Genomic DNA, 21,731 nt, shown 5'->3' with positions numbered 1-21,731 from the left:
TGTTATAGATACCTTTCTTTAAATTCTACTTTGACAGTGGGTTTGGTCTTGACCCAACTTGAGCAATAGACTTCAAGCTGACTGTTTCCAGGTGGAATAGTCAAGAAACTTGAGCCATCCACTACATCCACAATCTTCTCAAGACCGTCCACAGTGACAGTGTCATTCTCGCTGTTTAGCACGACATTTGAACCGATTGGATAACGGTTAGGCACATCTCCTATTGTTGGGACAAAATCCTTACGGTATAAGAGTTCATCAAGATACATGTGAGCCAGGATAGGCTTGTCATGATACGCTCCAAGCATGACGTGGATTTTAGCTGACTTTCGGCCTTTAATTTCAGGAATGATAAAGCTGTAATGAGAGCCTTTGTAGTAAACCTGGATCCTGTCATCATTGCGCTTGAGTTCAAACTGACCTTTGGTTGATGAAAAGGGGTTTAAATCACTGCCAGAGGTGCCTATGAAATTCCAGCACTTAAGAAAGTAATAGCTCCCCTTTCCATCAGAACCAAACACATTAAACTCACAATCCTGTCCTTGTGTTCGCTTGAATGTTTCAAAACCATACAAAAACTGACCATTTGTGTCTGATACTGTAATCTTGATAAATCCATATTGATTAGCTGCATTAGATACGAATATCTGTTTACCTGTGATGTAGTCATCAAGCGAGCCAACAGCGCCAGCGCTGTCTATTGGGACGTCCCATGATAGAGATGTAGCATAGTTCCCATATTTGCCAGGTGTGGTTTGATCTTTGAGTCTAATGTGTTTCTTATTCCACAATGTAGTTAGCTCAGAAGCCCCTACCACATTCTCGCCATTATCGTTAGTCACAGCCTTATTTTTAGTAGCTCTTGCAAAACCGTTTGAAATTCTATCTTCTCTAAAATCAATCAATACCTCTGACCGCTTAACTATGCCTATATCAGCCTCTTCACGATCACCAACCTCAAGAGCTCCACTAGCATTAACTAGACCAATATAGCCGTTCTCGGTGTTATTCTTAACCGTAACGACAGGAAAAGCTGGTACGTTGCCATTATTGACCAAATTAAAAACAACCTTGTCAGGTTGCTCTTGTCCGTTATCAAAGCGCCTATAAGTCGTGCCATGTGCAACACCGTCAGGAACAAGAATCTCAAACTCGCCCTTTTGAAGCCATCTGGCTACGTTATCGACATCCACAGAACCAATGACAAGTCCCATATAGTACTTGTCAGGCTCGTCTGAAATATCAATACGAACTGGCTTGTCGGTGTTCAGGATTGTAGCTAAGGTGTGCTTGGCCAATTCGGTATCCCTAGCCGTTTTTTTCTGAACGGTAAACTTAACTTTGATTTTTTTAGGTCCGGTTCTTACTTCTTGGACGTTTACGCCCAAAAAAGGGGCGTCATTTGTTGTGACGTCCCTTTCGTTTCCTACCGGACGAATTACTTCGTTGATTTTTATAACCTCAGAGAGGTCATGATTGTTATAGATAACTGTGTCCATTAAATAATCCCTCTCATCATGTTATCGATCATGAGCTTGTCGTTTTGGTAATCGGTCATCTTTTGCCCGATTTGGCCAACAAGCGCTCCGCTTTCCATCATCAGACTGACTGGACGTTTCACTGCCCTTTCAGCTACCTCCAGAGCTTGTTCTACAAGATGATTAGATTTTTCTTGTACGACCTTAACGCTCGTTTTAAGCTGACGGTCAAGATCAGATTTGACCTGAAGTGTCTTCGTAAGGCTCGCTTGACCTACTCCAAGAATGTCTTCGGGGGCAAAGTTAAAGGCTTTGATTTGGTCGAATACATCGCCCATGGCATCATCTACCTTGTGAGCATCTGCCAGGATACCGACTGCCACCCCTTGAGAAATGAAACGTCCGACGTTGTCTCTAAAACGGCGTGATGGACTGTTAATCTTAGCCTTGGCCTGTGCGGCTCTCTCAGCTTGAGCGACAAGAGCATTAGCAGCAGCCGTGACAGCTCCAAGCGCTGAGTACATACCTTGTGCTAAACCTTGACCAATCATGTCACCTACATAGCGCATAGTAGAGACGCCTCTCATTCCTGTAGACTGGATAGAGTTGACCATGGATGACATTGCTGATGTCGCCGAGCCGACTCCTGAACGGATACCATTTGTTATCCCTTCAGAAACCCCACGGCCTGCCTGTTGGCCTGCTTGCGTCATCTGAATTGACGACTGCAAAATTACAGTCACAATCAATGCCATGTTTGACTGAACTGATGACACGGCCTGAGTCATTGCTGAAGCCATACCTGAAGCAAGCTGAGAAATGGCCGATGTAGCTGATGAAGCTGAAGCGTTAATCATCGTTAGAGTAGAAGACATCGCTGAAGCCCCACTTTGAGCCACCATCATAGCATTAGCTAGAGCCACCAAACCTGTCTGAAGCGCCATTACACCAGATACAGAACCAGACAAGCTTGCAAATGAAGCCATGACCGATGTAGCAAACGTGCTCATCGAAGTTCCAGCGCTTGTCAGTGTTTCTGGCAATATGCTAAGGTTAGTGCTTAGTGATGATAAGGCCGTAGGTAATGATTGCAAGGCTACACTTGCAAGTTGAGCTGATATAGCTATCAAACTCAACCCAGTCCCTGCTTGTTGCAACCCAGGACCTGCTGAAGCAATGCCAGAATTGGCAATAGCTGTCAAGCCTGTTGCTACTGTCGCTAATGTTCCAGCCAAGTCTAGCAATCCTAGCTCAGTAAGTTTCGAAATCCCTTCAGCCATGTATTTGACTCCAAGGCCTGCGTTTAAGGCGGCGTTACCGATACTATCAAAGATTCCAGCTACACCGTCAAGCACATTACGAATGGCAGAGCCAAAGGACTCAACTACACTACCAGCACTCTTCAAGATAGAGCTCACTTGTTCTCCAAACGTTTTCAAGAGGTTAGACAAGCTATCAATGATAGGGCTAATCTGAGAGAACATGCTACTAAATGAAGAAACAATATCTGCAATTGACGGAGCAATCGCAACTACCATTTCGGTTATAGCTGGAGCAAATGGAGCTATCGCTTCGACAATTTGAACGATAGCGTCAGCAATAATTTGAACTACTGAAACGAACGCATCACTTATAATCTCGACGATTGGAGTCACTGCTGTTGCAATTCCTGAAATGGCTTCACCAAGAGCTGTGATAAACGGAGCTGCCGCTCCCATAGCTTCACCAAATGCAACGACAAGAGGAGAGAGTTGAGCTAAGGCGCTTGTTACATTTGGAAGAACTCCTGAAACTGTAACAATAGCCTGGGCAAATGTGCTGATGATTGCAGTAGCAACAGTAGCAAATGCCTGACCAACTGCGTTAATGATTGTAGCCACTCCTTCACCTTGACTAGCAATGAGACTTAAACCTGCCGCAATAATAGCCACTCCGGCACCGATTCCAACTGCTGCAATACCAATCGCCCCGCCAAGAGCAAGAATATTTCCAACTCCGGCTGTTCTCAAAGCCAATCCAAATGCTCGTATGACTGGCGCTAAACCAGAAAGAGCAATTTTGATACCTTCACCAATTCCTGTCGCAGCCGTTTTGATTGCTGTTCCTGTTGTTTTGATTAGAGTTGAGATTGATTTGAAGATTTGAGCGATTGCACTTTTCGAGCTCGTTGCACCCTTCACAACTTCGTCTGCCCCTTCTTTAGCACCTTTAGCGAATAAGCCAAACGGATTAAAGCTCTTCAAGAAATTAAATGCTTTAAAAGCAACTAGTGCTCCTCCAATCCCTGCAATCAATCCTCTCCAGACATCTGCACTAATTGATTGAGTTAATTTTGAAATCCAACTCACGACTAAAGAAATAGCGTTCACGACGTGGCCAGCGGCTGCGCCTACGATATCCCAAGGAATAGCATCGCCTAACTTAATAGCAAGATCTAAAGCTGCATCCGTCAAGTCTTTGAAGGCTTGATAGGCGTTCTTGATTGCTCCTGTTTCGGAGAAGGCTTCTAGTGCAAACTGAAAGGCCATTGCCATATTCTGGATGATGACGTTAACTGTTTGAATGACGTTTCCAACACCTTGGATAACATTGCCAAACCCATTAGATTCACTTGTCAGCTCTTCAAAGAGCGACTGAATTGTCACAACAACATCTCGAAAAGTGTCCTTGATTACATCAAAAATACCCTCGTCAACTCCGAGCGAAGCAAACAACGATTTGAATCCTTGTTCAATCCTTGGCCCAGCTTCTGCCAGAGCCGTCTCAACAGCTTGAGGAAGTTGTCTCATAATATTTCCAACCATAGGCAAGAAATTGCCTAAAAGGAACGTTGAGGTGCTAGAGATAAGTGCCTTTAAAGACGGTCCAATATCTTCTCCAAGCGTCAAATTTGCCAAGAAGTTGGATGCCGAAGCCTTCATTGCTGCAAACGAACCGCTGAATGTAGTCTGCGCTTCTTGTGCTGCGACTCCTGCGACTCCCAACTCTTGTTGAACTAGGTCGATGGCTTCTACGATATCTGCAAAGTTGTTGATATCAAACTTCTTGCCCATTGCTTTTTCTAATTTGCTGGCGTCTTTAAGAAGTCGCTCCATCTCTTGCTTTGTACCACCATATCCAAGTTTCAAGTTATCTAGCATAGTATAGTTCTGTTTAGCGAAGCCTTGGAACGTTTGCTGGATTGAACCGATGTCCGTACCCATTTTAGCTGAGTTGTCAGCCATGGCCATGATAGCCTTGTCTGCCATTTGTGCGGCCTTCACAGCATCACCACCGAGCGCTTGCTTCAAGCTGGCACCGAAAGAAACAGCTTGCTCTGCGTATGTATTAGCAGAGATACCAGCTGAAGCTGCAGCGTTCGCATATTGCTTCACAGACTCAGCGGCAGTCGTATAGAGCGTATCAACACCACCAAACGATTGTTGGAGCTTGGCCCCTTCGTCAAGAGCTGTAGCAAATACACCCTTGATAGCACTGCCAAGGGATTGAATCCCAGAAATCAGCGCACCGCTGACAATGTTAGCTCCTAAAACTGACTTAAAGACCGAACCTAGTTGCATCCCGCTTTCTGTCAGTCCACCAACCATGCCTTTTAAACGTGCCACTCCTGATTGAGCCTTATTGCCATCCATATCAACTTGGATGACCACTTTACCATCTGCCATTTATGCCTCCTTTCTACTCGTAATAGTCATACTCTTCATCTTCTTCGTCGTAGTCATCGTCTGGAAGACGATACTCTTTTTGCAACTCTCGCATCTTATCGATGTATTCCTGACTGTCGCCTTTTTGCGGTTCATAAGAGCGAATTTTCACGACTTCTACAAATTTGGTTCCCTCAGGCAAGCCAACAATTAGAGCATTGAATTTCTTCCAGTGCAACTTACCGATTTCTTCGATTAAGTCGATTCTGTAAGCTTGCATGAAAGAAGCAAAGATATAAGCTCCGTCATGCTTCACGTTGTAGAGTCTTTTTTGTGGTGTTTCTGACGTTGTCGAGGACTTTATGACATTGCCTGCCAAGTCATACTCAACATCGTCTTCTTTCTCGCCTGTCTGGATGTGCTCTTCAAAAATTGCCTGAACAACTTCCAAAGCCTCCTCAAAGCTTAAAAAATCAAAAGAAACACCCGTAAGGATCCGCAACGCTAAAAACGGGCGCATGAATTTAGGAATATCATCGTCTTTCCATAATTCAAAAACTTTCAAGACTCTATCGAACGATAAGAGCAGAGGGAAAGTCTGTTCTTTGCCTTCAATTTCTAAAACAAGCTCATCAACTAGCTTTCTAGAAATATCTAACATGGCATCACGCTAGATATTTCTTGAATGCGTCTTCTGAGTTGCGCTCTCGATATTCTTTCTGAATCCCAAGAATGGTCTGCATCAGATAGTTAAATGCGATAGTTGTATCTTCGTCTGCGAATTTATAGACTTTTTCAAATGCATCCGCTCCGAATAATTGAGTCCAACCATCTTCGATAAGCTCTTTAGCTTTTTCTGCGATTTTCTCGTCGGAAAGTTTTTCAATTTTCTTCCAGTTCTTTGCTAAGCCCTCACGGAACTTATCAAGTTCCTTCACGCCCTTGTCATTTGCAATGTATTCCAGCTGAAATTCTCCGAAATCAATAGGAATGATATTGCTTAATTTCTTAATTACGACCATTGTTTTTCTCCTCTTTTCAAAAATAAAAAGGCGTGAAATATCACGCCTCAGATTATCCTGGTACTACTGTTGATTTCTTAGGTTTACGGGTCCATACGACCTTAAACTTAATACTTTCATTCTCTGACGCTTCACCGTCTCCGATTTCGATACCAGAAAGACGAGCTGGACCTTCATACTGGGTCTTACTGGTCGAGTCAACTTCCTTGTACCAAACCAAAAGCTCATCGCCGACCGCATCCTGTTTCTCCGCAATAAAGTTCTGCGCCTTGTCGTCTGTATCACGAGCACCCTCAAAAGAACGACCTCGTGTTTTTGCGATCACTTGCTCTTCAGGTGTTCCGTCGCCAGAAAAGTCGGTAAAGTCGTCTGTCTTCTCGTTGTTTTCTGGCGACGATTTCTTAATCCCTTTAGCGATCCAGAGATACTCCGCTGCAGTCGGTGGAGTATCTGGAGTTGCTTCTTTGTAAGGACCGATGTAGTGTTTACGTTTTACGTTTTTATTTTTAACCATTATTCATTCCTTTCAATTTCAAGGCTGGCAGTTAAGTCCAGCAAGTAAATGTAAAAGCCTTGCTCGTCTAAATCGTTTAAGTAAGGCTTGTCGACTTTCAGACCTAAAAATTCGTAAGAGCCATTCTTACTTGGCAATTCTAGGTCCATTTTTGACAAGACAGCGTTAATCTGCCACAGTGTATTATTGTTTAATTCCTGATCTCGTGACTTGATAGCAATTTCAAAAGGCAATCTGACTGTTTGAGTTCCAGCCATGTCCTCGTCTACCACTTCTCCGCCAGGTAGCGGATAAAGGACCAATCCCTCTTTTTCGGCTAAATAACCGAGCTTAGACGGAATTTTGTCTTGGATGCCTTTGATATGCTCAAGCAAGACATCTGCAAAATCATTTTTTTGAATCATTTCACTCCCATCGCTTTCGCTCCGACTTCAGCCCAATTCTTAGCATATAGAGCTGAGGCCTTTTTATCCCACCTTGGACCAGTTCCAGGCGTTGGCCGTTGACTCAGCAACTTCTCCTTGTTAGCAAAGAAAAACCTTCTTTGTTTTTCAGAAAAGAATCCTTTTCGCTTCTTGCCATAATAGAGCAATCTAGCGTAAGGCGTCGCATAGACAATCGAATCTTGCCGAACATGTCCACTAGACCGTAGGTCCCCTCTTCGTTTTGGGACGAATCGCTCCATGTCCATCAGCATCTGGTTAGCGATAGCTAACTTCCCTTTTGCGAAATTCTCTGGAGATACTTTTTTCTCAATTCCTGATAGGTCAATCTTAACATTAACACCGCCCATCAAATCACCTCGATTTCATAAGCTAAAAGCTTTTTGGTCAAAGGATGATATTGTGGTATGATGTTTTTCACAACGTAGCTGACGCCGTTCTCTTCAACGATACCACCTATGAAACTCTTGTCGAGCGCCACAGGGCAATATCTGTGATAGACAATCACAGTCGAAGAATTGGACTCGCTACGATGATTGCCTGAGCCAGAATGAGAAAAGGATCTATCGAACTTGCAAGGAGATAATAAAAGGGGTTCAGAGTAAGCCTCTTTCCCCCAATCATCCTCACCAACAGGCTTTTTGATAGTCACTGAATCAGTTAGCATTCGTTTATCTATCATAATCAACCCTCGCTGAGCCAAATCCTGCCATCCTCAGCCAGTTTTCAGCGTCTCTCGATAGATTATGCCTCTCTGCTAAAGAAAGCGAATTTGAGCCATTCTGAGAGCCTGAGCGATAGCTTATAGATGTCCGCCCGACTGACATGCTGGCAATAGATTGCTTGTCCTCTGCCGTCAGGACCCCAGAAGTGTCCAAATAAGCAATCTGAAAGGCTGTAGCTCGTTTAACTGCCTTCTTGCGAGCTGTATTGTCACTATCAAAGCTATTTAGAGAATAGAAATCCCTGGTATAAGCATCGATAGCGAGTTCTGCTCGCTTCAAAAGCTTGTCAAAGTCGCCCTCAACCTCAAATCCGAGCTTATCGAACTCCTCTTTCGTTAAGTAAGTCATCTAATCACCTCCTTAAAAGGTGGATGCCCCCACCTCAAATAGATCTTGCTTAGGCTCTTCAATGAGTTCAAGGCAATCTTCACCAACAACCCCATTAAACAGGCTATTAATTCGATTAGCTTCGTCTTGCTCTAGATCGTACTCTTGACCTTTGTCAAAATGACGGTCAGACTTAGCAAGATATACGTTCAATTTTGCTTTAAACTTGGCCATTTAGCACCTCCAAAAGCTCGTCTTTGGTCTTGTTTGAATAGCCCTCAAACCCTCGCTCTTTCGCAAGAGCTTTCAGCTCTGCTAAAGTCATTTCCGTAAGCGAATGAGTAGCCAAAATCTCTGAGATTTGGCCATCTTCAATCACTTCTTCAAATCCATCAGCTAATAGCTGAGCTTCAAGCAAGCTGCCTTCTTGCACGGTGTAGACTTGATTCCCTTTTTCGTACTTACGCATTTCCTACCTCCTCATTAAGCAGATTTGTGAGAAACATAGACCCCATCTTGTTTTGATTGCAAGACGAAAAGGTCATGATACAAACGGTTTTGATACAAGTATCCGTCACCTTCAGTGTGTTGACCAGGAGCGAACAGATAGATTGAGTTGAATTTAGCCTTGGCAATTACTGCTGGCTTAGCAACGATCAAGAAGTTAATGTTTTTACCATCTGAAGGCTTAACAAAGCCTTCAGTGAAGTCAAACTTAGTCTTGAAGCGTGCATCGTCCCAAACTTCGATAAGCTGAACTCCGTCAAGCGAAGTGACACGAGTATCAATCCCTTGAGGTGACGTAGTAGCGATTGAGCGTGTGAACTCTTTAGAACGTTCCAAGAAATCCATAACCTCGCTAGAAACATACATAACGATGTTTTGAGCGCCATATTTACGAACTGGCAAAAGGGCAGCTTTCAATTTTGTGTAGATGTTCACTTCTGACAGGTCATCTTCAGACTTGAAGTGACTGTTTGTGATAGCTTCTGTAGCAATTTTAGAGAAGCGATAAGCATCGACTTCTGGAGTTGCGTGTTCAGTGATGAATGTGTTAGATACATTAGCAGCTGAAAGCTCTTGGTTCGTTTCGTCAACGTCTGCAGCATCTACAAAGAACTCGACGTCACGGTCAAATCCGAGTGTGTAAACCTTCTTGTCATTTGATACTGTACCAGCGTTGTAGCCTTTAGAGCGAGTATGTGCCTTATATCCTGTTACAGAGATTGTTGGCAACTCGAAAGACTTAGCGCCCAACCAGTTTACTTGTGGAGTTTCCAAAATACTTGTAAGTGCGCCTTGCATCAATTTCTTTTCAAAGGTGCCCTCGTGTTTAGTGATGTAGTTAATTGTCATTGATCATTCTCCTGTTAGTTGTTTAATCCTAGAGCCTTTAAAAAGGCATCTTCTTGATTCGTTCCAGCCGTTGGATTTCCTCCGGCCGAAAATGTCGGCTTCTTCTCCTCAGATTGCTCTGTGCGACCGAACTGAGGATATTTCTGCAATACTTGGCCAATAGCGTCTTCGATAGACACCTCATCGGTCACTAAGCGAGCAGATAGAGTGATGACATCGTCAACAGACTCAGCATTTACTCCCAAAGTCAGAGCTGATAGTTTCGCTTCCAGATTCTTCTTGTCTGACAAAGCAAGTTCTAGCTCTTTCTCTTTAGCAACAAGCGCTTCTGACTGTTTCTCAGCCTCGCTCTTTTGTGAATCTTTCCACTCTTTGAGTTGTTGAAGTCCTTCTTTAGCGCTTTTGACATCCTCAAATCCTAGGCTTTTGAAGATTTTCTCTTGTGCCTTTCTTGACTCCTTAGCGACAAGGCCAGTCACTTCATCTTGAGTGAAAGTCTTGACAGGTTGCTCTTGAGTTTGTGACTCAGTGGTTTCTCCAGTATTGGCTGACTGGTCAGCTTGTGTTTGAATGTCTTCTGCCATTCTTCTGTCCTCCTAAAATTAGGTATTATCTTCCGTTCTTTACCGACTGCGGATAAAGTCAAGCAAAAAACCGCATCGAATTCGACACGGTTTATAGTGGTTTATAGCAATTTATTGCATGAAAAAAGCGCCTAGATTGTTCTAAGCGCTAAGTTTTACTAACTGTTTTACCTGTTCATAGTATGGCGTTAGGAAATTGATAAATCCTTGCTTATCACTTGGGTCATGTTCCTCTAAGAACATCATCAGCTCAAAGTCATTGAGAGCGTCAAACATTTCAGGGTTTTCATTGTCCCAAGCCTCGGCAAAGTCTTCATCTTCTCCGAAAAGGGCGTTAAACTTGAAGGAGAAATCCCAAAAATTATCAATCTGACCATTGACAGCTTGCTCTAGCATGTCTAATACTTGTTGGCTGTATTTCATAATGGTTTAAATCCTTTCAGTTTTTTACGTTTCATCATAGTTACTACAATATCTGTATCAGGCTCAGTGATATAGAGGATACCGTTATAGTATCTTGCAAGTCTGCCATTCTGCTCTGATACATAATTAGGTGGTAGAGAAAAGGCTGTCTTTACCGTTTCATAATTATAAGCAAACGTGCCGTCTTTACGCCTCATACGTTCTATGTAGCGTGCTATTGCATGGTCTCCAAACGTTATGCCAGCATTTTTGAAATTAAAGTAAGCCTCCACTGCCTGCTGTTTCTGCTTGTCAGACAGTTTCTCTTGAATGTCCCCTTTGAAATAATTGACAATCCTATTATCATGCCTCAAGGAGTCTTTTTCAGAGCGACTTAGAGCCCGAAAATCACTATAAGATTTAGGTGCTTTATTTCCTAAATTTTGTAGTATTTCAGAATACTCCTTTTTGGAGCGTTTGTCAATAGTTTTGTATAACTTTTGAACTGCATCATCATTGTAGCGATATCTTTCTCTTTCCTCATCCCGTTTCAGGAATGGGTGCTTATCAACGTAGTCTTTCAAAGCAGCGTTCTGAGTACCTATTTTGCTCTTGTACTTGTCTATCAGTTCTTTATCGCCCAATTTCTCAGCGACGTGAAGTTTTTCCTTGTTAGCCCTGATAGACCGTTCTAGCGCTCTCTGTTTAGCTTCTGCGTTGGCATTTTCTTCTGCTTGCTCTGGCGTAACCTCTGCCACATCCTCGCCCAAATCGGGCTTATAATTGGCTCCTGGAATGAACGGTGTCAGCATGTGACCGCAGTTAATACCCAAACAACCTTCTGGACGGCCGTAGCCGTAGTCTGACAAAGCAAGAATCTTCTCGCCATACTCGGTTCTAGCGTGACCAGTCGTGACTATCTGATGTTGCAAAGGAGCGCACATTTCTCTCGCTGATGCTTTCTTTGAAAAGTAAAAGGTATCAATGCCCAGCTCTTCCGCTGGTCTCGTTCGCATTTCTCGAAAAGTTCGATAGGTTGTCGTCTTGATGACCGTCCGTGCGTAGTTGTCTACCTTCCAGTTACGCCCAGCGCTGTCCTTGAAACCTTGAAAACCTTTCTCTTGCCACTTCATGACCGTGTCAGAGATAGCCTTATCAGCCGTTGACAAGCCTGTGACCACTCTTGCGACAGATTGCTCCACAATACCTTGATAAGCGCCAATAACAGCCTTTGGCAAGGTTGTATTGATGAGATTGTGGAGGTCACCGATAGCTTGATTAGCATAATCAGCAAGAATTTCTTGAATGTGATTGCTATTTCCTGCGGATCCATGGCCTAAATCTTCCATGAGTTGTTGCTTTGTGTCCGTGTAGAGCTTCAAACCCTCATTTTCGACGATATAGCGTAGTTGCTCTTCAGCGACTCCAGAGTATTTAGAGATTAGCTTCAGGTTCTCCTCGTTCAGCATGTGCATCTGTTGCATCTTCTCAAGTTGCCAGATATACGGTTGCTTATCAAGATAGACCGTGCCACGCTCCGTCACACGTTCGACCACGTTATCAAATAAATCCAAGGCTAGCTGATGATAGATGTCTGCGACATTGCTTGCTTGAAGCAGCAGTTGCTCGTCATTGAACTGGATTGGTGGTCTCTTCTTTTTTACCATGGATAGCCTCTTCTATTCCTTCTACCATTTTTTTTGCTAGTATTCTCCGTCCTAGTGAGGGGCTTTCAAGTCCTATAAACGACCTTAGATGTTGAATTAGATTCATTTAATCATTCTCCATAGATATCAATATCCTCTTGTGTTCGCTGACTGTTAGCCGTGTCCATCGTTTCCTGATTGATTGCCTGAATCATCTTCTTAGCGTCAAGCTCTGACATATTGAAAGCCTTTTGAATAGCGTGAGCCTTGCTGACAATGCCACTGGCCAAAGCCTTAGTCCAATAATCAAGCTCATTGTTCTTGTCAGTAAAGACTCCATCGTCGAGATTGATTGCAATCTTCTCCATTTGAGGAATTGGACCGCTATACAATCCATAAAGGCTACCAAGCTCGCAGATTGAAATAATCAACTCTTTCAAGGATTGCTCGACCAAGCTGACAATACTGTTTCTCATTTGGTAAGTATCAGAGTTTTCAGAAACGACCTCGGTCGCAGTCTTCAAGCTCTGACCGTCAAATGTAAACATCCCAGCGGATACACCTAGAAGCATCTCAAATAGACTCAAGCCTTCGTTAATGGTCTTGATGTAATCATCTGCTCTGATTGCAGTAGTCAAGTCTGTGATGCTTCCACCATCCATGTCGCTAGTAGATAAGCGCAAGTAGACATTCTGCTCTGTATCAAACCGCTTGACAAGCTGGGCGTCTCCGTCAATGTTGACCATTCGAGTTTCTGTAAGGTTCTCAGGAACTGCCACTCTGCGTTGGCCCATCTTAACTTCCCACTTGAACTCGTCATAGGTCGTATTAATGAAATCAATCGTGCTCTTGGCATTGTCGAAGATAGACAAGCCTAGAGGTGAATTGATGTCTTTGTTATTCATCCCTGGAGGTTTGAGATAAGAAAAAAGCGGTCTTGTTAGACCGTTTAGTTCAACTTGTTCTTCTAGATCCTCGTAGACTTCAGCTAGAGGCACACGTCCACCTACTTGTTCAGAGCTTTCAGACCTGTATAGCTCGTTTGAAATGATGTATTTCCCATCTTTCGCCCATTCGTGAAACTCAATCAAGGTGTAGTAGATGTTCTTCTGACCTGAAGCTTTAATCGTTTTAGTAACAATAGCAGCGCTTGAAATGTCTTGCGTGTTAGATTGAAGTGGTAAAAAGACTGGCGCTTGAATGAATGACACTCGCACTCGTCCATTATCCACGTAAGGCCTCATAGCAAGACCGCCCAGGGCTAAACAACTCTCAAGATAGCGTTCAAAATTCTTATTGAAGCGGTCATTCTTCAATGTTTCTTGAATGAATGTATTTGCTTCTTTATCGTCCAATTTAATCGAAGCCTGCTCGTTAAAGACCAGACTGGCAATCTTTTTGGCAGCGGTCCGAGCGATTGGCAAATGAGTCGCTTCTCTTTGTTTCTTGATACCGTCCGAATTCGTGTATGTTATCTTCTCGATGTTGCTCTGATAGTATCTTAGGTTCTCGTTGATCCGACGATACTCTGCGCTTGTCACTGCGATTTTAGGATGGTCTGTGATACTTGCTAGACTTTCTGTAGTCATTGCGTACTGTCCTCTCTTCAATAGATTTTTGACAAATTGAATAATGCCCATTTATCGGCTCCTTATTGCTAAAAATTAGCGTAACGCTTATAGAATACGTTCACACTATATCTGAATTCGTCCATTGCGTGGTTATCTTTATCAATCGGTCGGCCGTTATCGTCACGACTGTAAAGACCAATCTCTTTCAAGAAATAGTAATGGTCGTATTCTTCTTCTTGGTGATTGATAAGCAAGAACTGACCTGAAGAGATGATATTCTGGCCACGTTCAATCCCTACCTCGATACCCTTCGCCTTGCTGCTGACATCATGCGCGTTGTTCAAGGCTCCCCTTGTCTGAATCCCTAGCTTATGCAATTCCTCTCGTAAGGATCTACATGCTGGGTCAATCCAGACATCGGTATAGCGCATTTGATACTTGCTCACGCACCACTGAATAAATGCTCGAAGCTCGACTGCATAGGTGGACATAGCCTTGACTTGGCCAGTTTCAGCTCCGCTGTGATAATAATGAGCTACACGATTGAGCCTAAAGAAAGTCTTGTTGTCCTCTCTATGTTTAGTAACGATGTTACAAGACATTGAGGTGGCGTCAGATTGTCCACCATCGCCATTGAAATACATTTCTATAGGTTCGCCTACCAAGTTATCCTTGATGTTCTTTTCAAGGTCAAATAGGCCGTAAATAACGCCCTGAGGCATGACACGCTGACCAAGCACGTCTCTCTTGTAAAGATAAGGATTCTTCTTCAGCGATTGAATAATAGATTGCTTACGCTCTTCTGACAGAATGGGATTGTCATCCATGGTCCAATGCGTCCAGCGTGTATTTTGGACGTCAAAGACATCCTTAATAACTGGATGTTGTGGTGCTGGAGGGTTTAGGTCAGCTAGATGGTATCTGAGCTTAGCAGCCCACGTCCGTCTGAATGCTTCCTGGATAAAATCCATATTCAGCAGGTTAATTTCACAAAAGACTACTGACCCTAAAGACATACCAGTGATAGCACCTACACTGTTGGCTTTACCGCCCCCTTTGTAATAGACACGCTTGGTTCCGTTGGGCGTATCAATTAAGAGGTGGTCTCCGTGCTCATCATGCTTGATTTTACAATTGCCATCGAAGATGTGCATTAGACCTGTGCCGTCACCGTCAATGAATAGACGGTAGGCTTGCTCTTGATTGTATGCAGCTATAAGATGGTTCTCGTCTGGTGACTCAATCAAGTATCTTGCATACCTAAAATGACCAGCGGTTGTCTTACCACTTCGGGGGGTGCCCTCGTTGACCTCAAGCTCATAGTTGAACGGTCTACGAATGATGTTGAGTTGTTTGTTTGAAAAATCAATCTTCAACCTCATCACCACCCTTCACGGCATTCAACAGAGCTTCCATGAGAGTAGTATCGGACTTAGAGTCTTGGTTTCTCTCAATTTTGATCTTGAGCAGTTCAATTTCTTGTCTGATTTTCTCGTCAGTCAATTCATAGTCTTTCCATGCTATGTTATTCATGCCGTCCAAAGCCGAAAGAAAGGCATTTGAATTAGCTTGTCTAATACCTTCATTCTCAATACTTGCTCTGGCCTTGTTCTTCAGCCATTCATACTCATTGAAAGCCTGCTCTCTTGACCACAAGGACATGTTAGAGAACTGTTTTAAAAGCTCGCGATACCTTAGCCTAATCTTAGCCTCTTTAAAAATCCTACTAGCCTTCACATCCACGGCTTCATCGCTCATTTTTTCAGCTTTGTAGGCTTTTCTATACGCTTGTCTTTGAGATAGCCCGGAGATTATCCCTTGGACAAATAGCTCTTGTTTTGGGGTCAATTTATCCACTCACTGGACTACCTCCTTTCGACAAAATAAAAAGCCACTCGTTGAGTGACCGTATGCGGTAAGCGGGTGCCTCCCCCACCAGAGCCTTATATAGCGCTACTTTATCTCTGTCCTACAGGTTAATCAGCCTAAATCTAATTACCGCCCTATACCTCTATCGCGATAGCTATTCGCAGAGACATAATGGAAACAGCAGGATTTGAACCTGCGACCAAACCATCTCGAACCTAGGATTTTCAACGAGATGGAGGAGTCAAACCTTATGTTTCCGAAAATGAGAGGGAAGGACTCGAACCTCCAAGGCCATTACAGCCCCCTGGCATTACAGGTAACCATCTACCAATTCTGAGACCTCTCTTTTCAATTCTTGATACTACCATTCTAGCAGATTTCACGATTCATGCTCACTCACTTTAGCTCACTTTGTCTATGATCGTTTCTTCTAGCTCAGACTCAGCCTGTTTGCGTAATCTGTAATAGGTTGCCTTACTAATTCTCAAATTGTCGCAAATATCCTCAATATAGGTCTTAGTAATGTAAGTCATCCTAAGAATAGACCTACTTTTTGGATTTTTAAGTCTGTTGATCATTCTACCTAATTCAAGTTTCCTGTTAATAACTTCTTTGGTATCCTGTTCTATAGCCTCCTTCATCACGACAAGCTGAGTATAGACGTCGTCAACTTTTCTAGTCTGTCCGCCTTGGACTTTGACGTCAGTCCACTTGGGGCTTGAGAGCAAACCTGCCTCAAGCTCGTTAATTTCGTCTATACGGCTTTGAATGTCCATATCCAGATCCTGCAACTCTTTCAAGAGCTCTTTAGCCTTGTTCACTCTCTGTCTCCTTTTGTGATATAATAGTCTTTGCGAGAACTACTAGCTGAGGCAGAGAGTGCCTTGGCTTTTTTAGTACTGATTAAGAATTTTTACAACTTTAATTAGCGGTAACGGCACTCTGATTTGTTTTTCTTCGTATGAGAAGAACCTAGGAATTTTGAAAGTAATTAGCGTTTCACTTATTCCAGTTTGAACCATTGTGTCAATGCGGTCAACCAACCTACTATCAAAAGCAGTATAACTCAGCATGATAAACCTTGGCATTTCTTTTCTTACAATTCTGATTTTTCCAGTGTAGGGTCTTCTTTTGGGTTTCATTTTTGACCTCCTTAATGAGCTTTAAAGTTATACACTGGCTTCAAGTGATGTTTTATCTCCACTGTTGGCCAGATTGAAGAAATAATCAACTGAGCTGGTTTATATGCTCCAGGGGCTTCATCCAGCGTTTGCAATCCTACTGATGAGGTGTAAACATCTTTCATCTGCTTTTGATAATCTTCTAGTTTGATTGATTTTCTAGCTGCTTTCCGAGAAAGAAGGCGGCCAGCGCCATGAGGGGCTGAGAAATTCCAGTCGGCGTTCCCTTTTCCTACACAAATCAAAGAACCGTCACGCATGTTCAATGGTATGATCAGCAATTCTCCTTCTTGCGCTGATGTAGCGCCCTTTCTGATAATACCATTGACATCATCAATGTTGTTATGAACCGAATCAAAGAGAAAACTGGATTCCCAACCCATTTCTGTTGCAATATTATGGAGCATAACCTGTCTTGACAACGCTGCATATTGGTCGGCCAATCGGATGTCATTCAGATAGTCTTGAAGCAATTCCCCTTCTAGGTATGGGATTTCTGGAAAATTCTGGCTGTTTTTGAAAGACATGATTTCGGACTCAATATCTTTTTCCCTTCCTAGCTCTTTCAAAGAAGAAATGATCTCCTTGATTTTTTTGCTATGGTCAGAATGATATTTCTTGGCAATTCGTTCATGATATCTTGCAATTTCAGCACCAAACGACCTTGAGCCAGAATGGACAGTCAGCCAGTAGTTCCCTTCTTCATCAACCGACAATTCTATGAAGTGGTTTCCTCCTCCAAGAGTTCCAAACCCTTTTTTATGCTGTTCTACTTTCTCTGGGGCAAAAGACAGTGAACTAATAAGGTCATCTATGTTCCTTTGAGGAATTGCGTGCAACCTGTTCCCAGCTGGGACTACCTGATGAACTACTTTATCAAGTTTTTTTAGGTCAATATCCTTTTCGGTGATTTTGACCGACATCATTCCACAACTCAAGTCAACACCTACCACTTGAGGGGCAATCTTCCATTCAGACCTATCATCTGGAAGTTTGATAGTTGTTCCAATAGTTGCCCCTTTGCCAAAATGAGTGTCAGGCATAATTCTGACAGTAGCTCCTTCTGTTATAGCTTCATTGAGCATTAGTTCAATTTGGTTTGATGTGACATCATCAATCAAATTTGTAAAAACTTTGGCTGTTGTGTTTGAACCTTCAATAATTTTCATTTCGCTTCTCCCATCTTAACTTCCTCTTTTCTTCAAATACTCAGGGATCGGGTCACCAACTTTGAGGTTCTCGTACTGTTCTTTGGTAACCAAAAACTTACCATAAGCCTCAGCCGTGACTGTGTACCGCCCCTCTACGATTTCCTTGTCTGTGATTTGCCCTACCATCACACCGCCTGCATTATCGACGGTGTGGATGATGATGGGTTGTTTCTTGGGCAGTGGGTTTAGCGGTGCCACGTTGCCAAGGATCGCGCCTAAAACAAAGGCAAACACGACTAGAGTTATAATAAATAATTTGTCTTTTAATTCGTACATTTCATAACCTCACCTCATCTCCTATTTTTTTATCTTTTAGATTTCCTTTTGCCGATTAGTTCAACTAAACTTCCTACAAGAAATACCAACCCTCCAAAAAGAAAAGAATGTACTAACAGAATTGGTATTAAATAAGGTTTGATTGGAAAAATTGAAAACACCCATGTAAAATACCATTCAATAAGCCCGCAAACAGCAAGGAAAACGACTGCAACTGTTGATAACATCAATGTTACTGCTCCAATACCTTTTAGAAAGTCACTCATCTTTCACCTCCTCGATCTTGATTCCTGGACAATCGAATACCCAGCCGAAATCATACGAAACCACTTCCTTTTTCGTGAGTTTATAGCACTTTTCTGAAAAATTAGTGCATTTTGTAAAAAGGAGCACTACGGGAGAAAAATGTCCGTATTTATCTGCTAAGTCAGCATTTTGATTGATGAGATATAAGTCCCCGTCGTTTCGGTTTAGAAGTGTAATTTTGTATTTTTTCTCTTTCTCGACCTCGTAGCCGAATTGATGCATATTTACAAGGATTTGGATTGCTTTAGTGTTTATGTCATCAAACCAATCCTTAAAATCATTTTTTGCCTTTTGTTCAAACCTATATACATAATCAAAAATATTAAATTCTAGGGCGTATTTGTGTTTTTCGTACCAATCTGCAACAAATTGCGGTACTACTGGTTTCTGTGGTTCGTCTAGTTGTTTCACTAGTTCCAAAAGCCCTTTTCTGCTTATGTCAATTTTATCGACAATAGGACCCTCTTTGTAAGGCAAATCCTCGATATGTTTAATTAATTCTTGTTTCTTCATTCTTCCTGCTCCTTTAACTTATCTTGTGGCTTTCCAGGTCTCCGAATTCTTGGCCATGGTTTACGAAGTATGAACCAATCAGGATAGCATCTGCTTCGTCATCTTTGACGTTCAGACAAAAACCATCGGCCACTTTAGCAACTGCCTGCAGCTTCATTGATTTCTTGCTACGGTCTTTGTAGCTGAACTTCCAATACTTGCGCCAAGTCGAAACATTCACAAAATACACGTTGTCAGCAATTAACCGTCCAAGAATAATGCCCGTCACAATTCCTATGCTAATCATAGACTGTTGATTCGGCCCCATGACTGAGTTCTTCTCGACTACAATCGACTCAAACGGACCTTCATAATGTTGCAAGGCTCTTAATTGAATGGTTCTTAATTCTCCAGCCATGAAACGTCCACGTTCAAAGAATGACTTGCTTTTATGTTTTAAGACACCACTCTCGACAAGGATAGAACCTTCAAATAAGGCCCATCCTGTCGCAGTGGTTGAAATGTCTAACGATAAGGTCAGATTTTTCATTGTAGTTCTCCCTTAATACCACAAATGTCAAAGAGATTGCGCTTGTTATCTTCAACGAATTCAAAGAACTTCTGAAGCTCGGCCAAGTGGCGCTTTTCTCTTTTGATCCCAAGGCTCGTATGATACTCTGTCGGAACTTTCGGTGTTGCCTTAATATCTAGCCAATAGAGAGGCTCAAACACGTCGCCACTTGCATCAAGAGAGGTATCTGCGTCCGCATTTCTAAAATGCATCTGCATATCATATTCAATTTTGTTTGTAATCGTGATGGTCTTGTCCACGATTTCAAGTGTAATGGTTGTTCCTGGTGTGTCGATTTTGTTTTGCATTTGTTTTTCTCCTTTATGCGTGTTTTGTATTTTTGTTGATTTCTAACAGCCATTTATCTGCAGCTTGCTGGATTTCTTCTGGAGCTGATAAATTATGTTTTCCCCTAATTTGAACGATTCGGCCATCCTTGTATTCCAAAGTAAAGAACGGTTTGTCTGGTTCATCTTTTGACCTAACGAATATGATTGTTGTTTTGCCGTTTGCATGATCTTGAGTGTATCTAGCGCTGCCGACACAATGTGACAGTGCCTTCCCTTCCAAAATCAATTCTCCGGAATTGTAGGCTGGTTTAAAGAGATACTGGCCTACCACTTTCTCGTATTTGGCCAAAGATTTCTGGCGCTTCTCGAACTTGCGCTGTTCAATCTCGCTCTTGTGCTGAATAAGCAATTTAACTGCATTGTCATGCGCTTTGACCAAATCTTTTGGCATGATGAGATTGTCAGTATCGATAGAAACATTGAGCTCGTTCAACATGCTGATATAGTCTACATAGTAATCAAAATTAACTTTGTTTTTTAAGAACCAATTCTGGAACCTGTTCATTTTGGCAGCTTTTGGGATTTTGTTGATATCTTGATAAGTCAGGACTTTTTCAATCCCAGGAGCAAGCGTACCACCTCGTGATTTGATGCGACGTTCTAGCTCGTAATCTCTGAAGGATCTATCCGTGTTTTTAAAAAATCGCTTATTTTCATGAAGCCATTTCTTTGTTACGACACGACAATCAACCGCTTTTCTCACATGCCATCCGTCATATTCAGTAACATCATAAGCAAGGTCTGTAGCCATTCTCCAGGCATTTATTTTCTGCAGGAACTCGATTTCGGAACGGTATTTATACATGTGTGGCAAATGGTAGTAGCGTAATCCAGAAGGAAATTCTAAATACTTCAATTCAGAAATCTCTCGAATCTTCTTCTCCCAATTGTTTTCAAAAAATACTGTTCCTGAGTAAGCCCCTTGGCCTGAGAAGTTAGGAGTCAGACCAGGAGCGTAGACTCCGCATCTTTCGGTCAGTTGTATGACTTGGTTGTCGCTCATCTGCTCAAAGTTTGTTAGCTGCATCCTGATAGATTGCTTGCCATTCGTATATCGCGACCAGAATCCGTACGATTGAATTTCAATTCGTTTGCACGTCACAAGCACAATTGCAAAACTGTAGAATTTATCGTAAAAGTCTAATCTGCTCGACTTTGTCAGACGTTTTTCGATGACCCTGCAGCCTGTCCGGTCGCTCTGAATCGTTTGAGATTTGTTAGACCATTTGATGGTCGGGATCTGCGAATAGCACCAGTCGAAGAATTTTTGGGGCGGTTTCAAACGTCCATCAATAATTTTTTGATTTTTTATCATGCTAATTCTCCGAATAAATCGAGCTGACCGTCAATAACATTTTTCTGTTTTTTGACTTTTTTAGATTTTGGTTTTTCAGGTTGTTGGCCTACTACTACAGTCGCATGGATAGCCTCGACCTTTTTAGTTTTGCCAGTAAAATACTTATAGACCCAGCCAAATACAGTAGAGTCGTCTACCATCGCACAAGATCCCGACTTATAGCTTTTAGCTTGATTTGCACAATATTTCAAAGCTTCTTTGATGGATTTCTTGTCGGCCAAAACCCCTTCAAAGAGTTTCTCGTCTTCTTGATCACAAATCCAATTGTGGATAGCGTCCTCAGCTGGTCCATGGTCCTTCTTCATTTCCTCTAGTAACTTGGCCAGAGCTTTTTCTTTGATTTCATTCATTTCATTTCAAAAAATGCGACTGCCTTTGTGATAATTGGCTAAATACGGGCAGTCGC

At 42.5% G+C, this 21,731-nt stretch carries 28 protein-coding genes and 1 tRNA gene; all 29 read right to left on the bottom strand.

Annotation, left to right across the window (positions count from 1 at the left end):
* Nucleotides 1-2 precede the first annotated feature (2 nt).
* The 29 genes from M1F65_RS09200 to M1F65_RS09060 all read right to left on the bottom strand — a co-directional run bounded on the left by M1F65_RS09200 (nt 3) and on the right by M1F65_RS09060 (nt 21,675).
* On the bottom strand, nt 3-1,499 hold the full coding sequence (locus tag M1F65_RS09200) for a distal tail protein Dit (RefSeq protein ID WP_247925864.1): 1,497 nt from the start codon (nt 1,497-1,499) through the stop codon (nt 3-5).
* Nucleotides 1,499-5,143 carry a phage tail family protein gene (locus M1F65_RS09195; protein ID WP_247925863.1) on the bottom strand — a complete coding sequence of 1,215 codons (3,645 nt, stop codon included), beginning with the start codon at nt 5,141-5,143 and terminating at the stop codon, nt 1,499-1,501. Before M1F65_RS09195 ends, M1F65_RS09200 begins: the two co-directional genes overlap by 1 nt.
* Nucleotides 5,144-5,156: 13 nt before the next feature.
* Nucleotides 5,157-5,783: a Gp15 family bacteriophage protein gene (locus M1F65_RS09190; protein ID WP_247925862.1), complete on the bottom strand. Its 627-nt coding sequence runs from the start codon at nt 5,781-5,783 to the stop codon at nt 5,157-5,159.
* A gap of 4 nt (nt 5,784-5,787) precedes the next feature.
* A complete protein-coding gene (locus tag M1F65_RS09185; protein ID WP_049490343.1) occupies nt 5,788-6,144 on the bottom strand; it encodes a 4a-hydroxytetrahydrobiopterin dehydratase family protein in 357 nt (118 codons plus the stop codon).
* A 52-nt stretch (nt 6,145-6,196) separates the two neighbouring features.
* Nucleotides 6,197-6,658, bottom strand: coding sequence for a phage tail tube protein (locus tag M1F65_RS09180; RefSeq protein ID WP_247925861.1), 462 nt, complete (start codon nt 6,656-6,658; stop codon nt 6,197-6,199).
* Nucleotides 6,658-7,062 carry a minor capsid protein gene (locus M1F65_RS09175; protein WP_247925860.1) on the bottom strand — a complete coding sequence of 135 codons (405 nt, stop codon included), beginning with the start codon at nt 7,060-7,062 and terminating at the stop codon, nt 6,658-6,660. The genes M1F65_RS09180 and M1F65_RS09175 overlap by 1 nt, the downstream gene beginning before the upstream one ends.
* Complete coding sequence (locus tag M1F65_RS09170; RefSeq protein WP_247925859.1) at nt 7,059-7,451, bottom strand: minor capsid protein; 393 nt, start codon at nt 7,449-7,451, stop codon at nt 7,059-7,061. The genes M1F65_RS09175 and M1F65_RS09170 overlap by 4 nt, the downstream gene beginning before the upstream one ends.
* Entirely contained in the window at nt 7,451-7,783 is a 333-nt protein-coding gene (locus M1F65_RS09165; protein WP_247925858.1) for a putative minor capsid protein, read from the bottom strand. Before M1F65_RS09165 ends, M1F65_RS09170 begins: the two co-directional genes overlap by 1 nt.
* Complete coding sequence (locus tag M1F65_RS09160) at nt 7,773-8,174, bottom strand: head-tail connector protein (protein ID WP_247925857.1); 402 nt, start codon at nt 8,172-8,174, stop codon at nt 7,773-7,775. Before M1F65_RS09160 ends, M1F65_RS09165 begins: the two co-directional genes overlap by 11 nt.
* A gap of 12 nt (nt 8,175-8,186) precedes the next feature.
* Complete coding sequence (locus M1F65_RS09155; RefSeq protein ID WP_206284486.1) at nt 8,187-8,387, bottom strand: hypothetical protein; 201 nt, start codon at nt 8,385-8,387, stop codon at nt 8,187-8,189.
* A complete protein-coding gene (locus tag M1F65_RS09150) occupies nt 8,374-8,622 on the bottom strand; it encodes a Rho termination factor N-terminal domain-containing protein (protein WP_206284485.1) in 249 nt (82 codons plus the stop codon). Before M1F65_RS09150 ends, M1F65_RS09155 begins: the two co-directional genes overlap by 14 nt.
* A 14-nt stretch (nt 8,623-8,636) precedes the next feature.
* Nucleotides 8,637-9,509, bottom strand: a complete 873-nt coding sequence (locus tag M1F65_RS09145) for a hypothetical protein (protein ID WP_247925856.1) — start codon at nt 9,507-9,509, stop codon at nt 8,637-8,639.
* Nucleotides 9,510-9,523: 14 nt separating this feature from the next.
* Nucleotides 9,524-10,093, bottom strand: coding sequence for a hypothetical protein (locus tag M1F65_RS09140; protein WP_247925855.1), 570 nt, complete (start codon nt 10,091-10,093; stop codon nt 9,524-9,526).
* A 141-nt stretch (nt 10,094-10,234) separates the two neighbouring features.
* Nucleotides 10,235-10,516, bottom strand: coding sequence for a hypothetical protein (locus M1F65_RS09135; protein ID WP_084856333.1), 282 nt, complete (start codon nt 10,514-10,516; stop codon nt 10,235-10,237).
* Entirely contained in the window at nt 10,513-12,162 is a 1,650-nt protein-coding gene (locus M1F65_RS09130) for a phage minor capsid protein (RefSeq protein WP_247925854.1), read from the bottom strand. Before M1F65_RS09130 ends, M1F65_RS09135 begins: the two co-directional genes overlap by 4 nt.
* A 110-nt stretch (nt 12,163-12,272) precedes the next feature.
* Nucleotides 12,273-13,781 (bottom strand): phage portal protein, encoded by a 1,509-nt coding sequence (locus M1F65_RS09125; RefSeq protein WP_247925853.1) that lies wholly within the window; start codon nt 13,779-13,781, stop codon nt 12,273-12,275.
* Between the two features lie 17 nt (nt 13,782-13,798).
* A complete protein-coding gene (locus tag M1F65_RS09120) occupies nt 13,799-15,094 on the bottom strand; it encodes a PBSX family phage terminase large subunit (protein ID WP_247925852.1) in 1,296 nt (431 codons plus the stop codon).
* On the bottom strand, nt 15,078-15,569 hold the full coding sequence (locus M1F65_RS09115) for a terminase small subunit (RefSeq protein WP_247925851.1): 492 nt from the start codon (nt 15,567-15,569) through the stop codon (nt 15,078-15,080). Before M1F65_RS09115 ends, M1F65_RS09120 begins: the two co-directional genes overlap by 17 nt.
* Nucleotides 15,570-15,753: 184 nt before the next feature.
* Nucleotides 15,754-15,839 (bottom strand) — tRNA-OTHER (locus M1F65_RS09110).
* A gap of 143 nt (nt 15,840-15,982) precedes the next feature.
* Entirely contained in the window at nt 15,983-16,402 is a 420-nt protein-coding gene (locus M1F65_RS09105; protein WP_001030242.1) for a DUF1492 domain-containing protein, read from the bottom strand.
* Nucleotides 16,403-16,474: 72 nt separating this feature from the next.
* On the bottom strand, nt 16,475-16,723 hold the full coding sequence (locus M1F65_RS09100) for a hypothetical protein (protein WP_247925850.1): 249 nt from the start codon (nt 16,721-16,723) through the stop codon (nt 16,475-16,477).
* Between the two features lie 11 nt (nt 16,724-16,734).
* Nucleotides 16,735-17,931 (bottom strand): RtcB family protein, encoded by a 1,197-nt coding sequence (locus tag M1F65_RS09095; RefSeq protein ID WP_247925849.1) that lies wholly within the window; start codon nt 17,929-17,931, stop codon nt 16,735-16,737.
* Between the two features lie 15 nt (nt 17,932-17,946).
* Complete coding sequence (locus M1F65_RS09090) at nt 17,947-18,249, bottom strand: DUF1372 family protein (RefSeq protein WP_247925848.1); 303 nt, start codon at nt 18,247-18,249, stop codon at nt 17,947-17,949.
* A gap of 29 nt (nt 18,250-18,278) precedes the next feature.
* A complete protein-coding gene (locus M1F65_RS09085; protein WP_223327347.1) occupies nt 18,279-18,515 on the bottom strand; it encodes a hypothetical protein in 237 nt (78 codons plus the stop codon).
* Nucleotides 18,508-19,068 (bottom strand): DUF1642 domain-containing protein, encoded by a 561-nt coding sequence (locus M1F65_RS09080; protein ID WP_247925847.1) that lies wholly within the window; start codon nt 19,066-19,068, stop codon nt 18,508-18,510. The genes M1F65_RS09085 and M1F65_RS09080 overlap by 8 nt, the downstream gene beginning before the upstream one ends.
* Nucleotides 19,069-19,081: 13 nt before the next feature.
* Nucleotides 19,082-19,597 (bottom strand): RuvC family protein, encoded by a 516-nt coding sequence (locus M1F65_RS09075; protein ID WP_247925846.1) that lies wholly within the window; start codon nt 19,595-19,597, stop codon nt 19,082-19,084.
* On the bottom strand, nt 19,594-19,926 hold the full coding sequence (locus M1F65_RS09070) for a hypothetical protein (RefSeq protein WP_247925845.1): 333 nt from the start codon (nt 19,924-19,926) through the stop codon (nt 19,594-19,596). The genes M1F65_RS09075 and M1F65_RS09070 overlap by 4 nt, the downstream gene beginning before the upstream one ends.
* A gap of 13 nt (nt 19,927-19,939) precedes the next feature.
* Nucleotides 19,940-21,283, bottom strand: coding sequence for a PcfJ domain-containing protein (locus M1F65_RS09065; RefSeq protein ID WP_247925844.1), 1,344 nt, complete (start codon nt 21,281-21,283; stop codon nt 19,940-19,942).
* Nucleotides 21,280-21,675 carry a Cas9 inhibitor AcrIIA9 family protein gene (locus tag M1F65_RS09060; protein WP_247925843.1) on the bottom strand — a complete coding sequence of 132 codons (396 nt, stop codon included), beginning with the start codon at nt 21,673-21,675 and terminating at the stop codon, nt 21,280-21,282. Before M1F65_RS09060 ends, M1F65_RS09065 begins: the two co-directional genes overlap by 4 nt.
* Between the last annotated feature and the right edge of the window lie 56 nt (nt 21,676-21,731).

The organism is Streptococcus oralis (assembly GCF_023109195.1).
In the GTDB taxonomy this organism is placed as follows: Bacteria; Bacillota; Bacilli; order Lactobacillales; family Streptococcaceae; genus Streptococcus; species Streptococcus oralis_BV.
The sequence above is the reverse complement of the archived record's forward strand: the minus strand, read 5'-3'. Positions and strand labels throughout refer to the sequence as shown.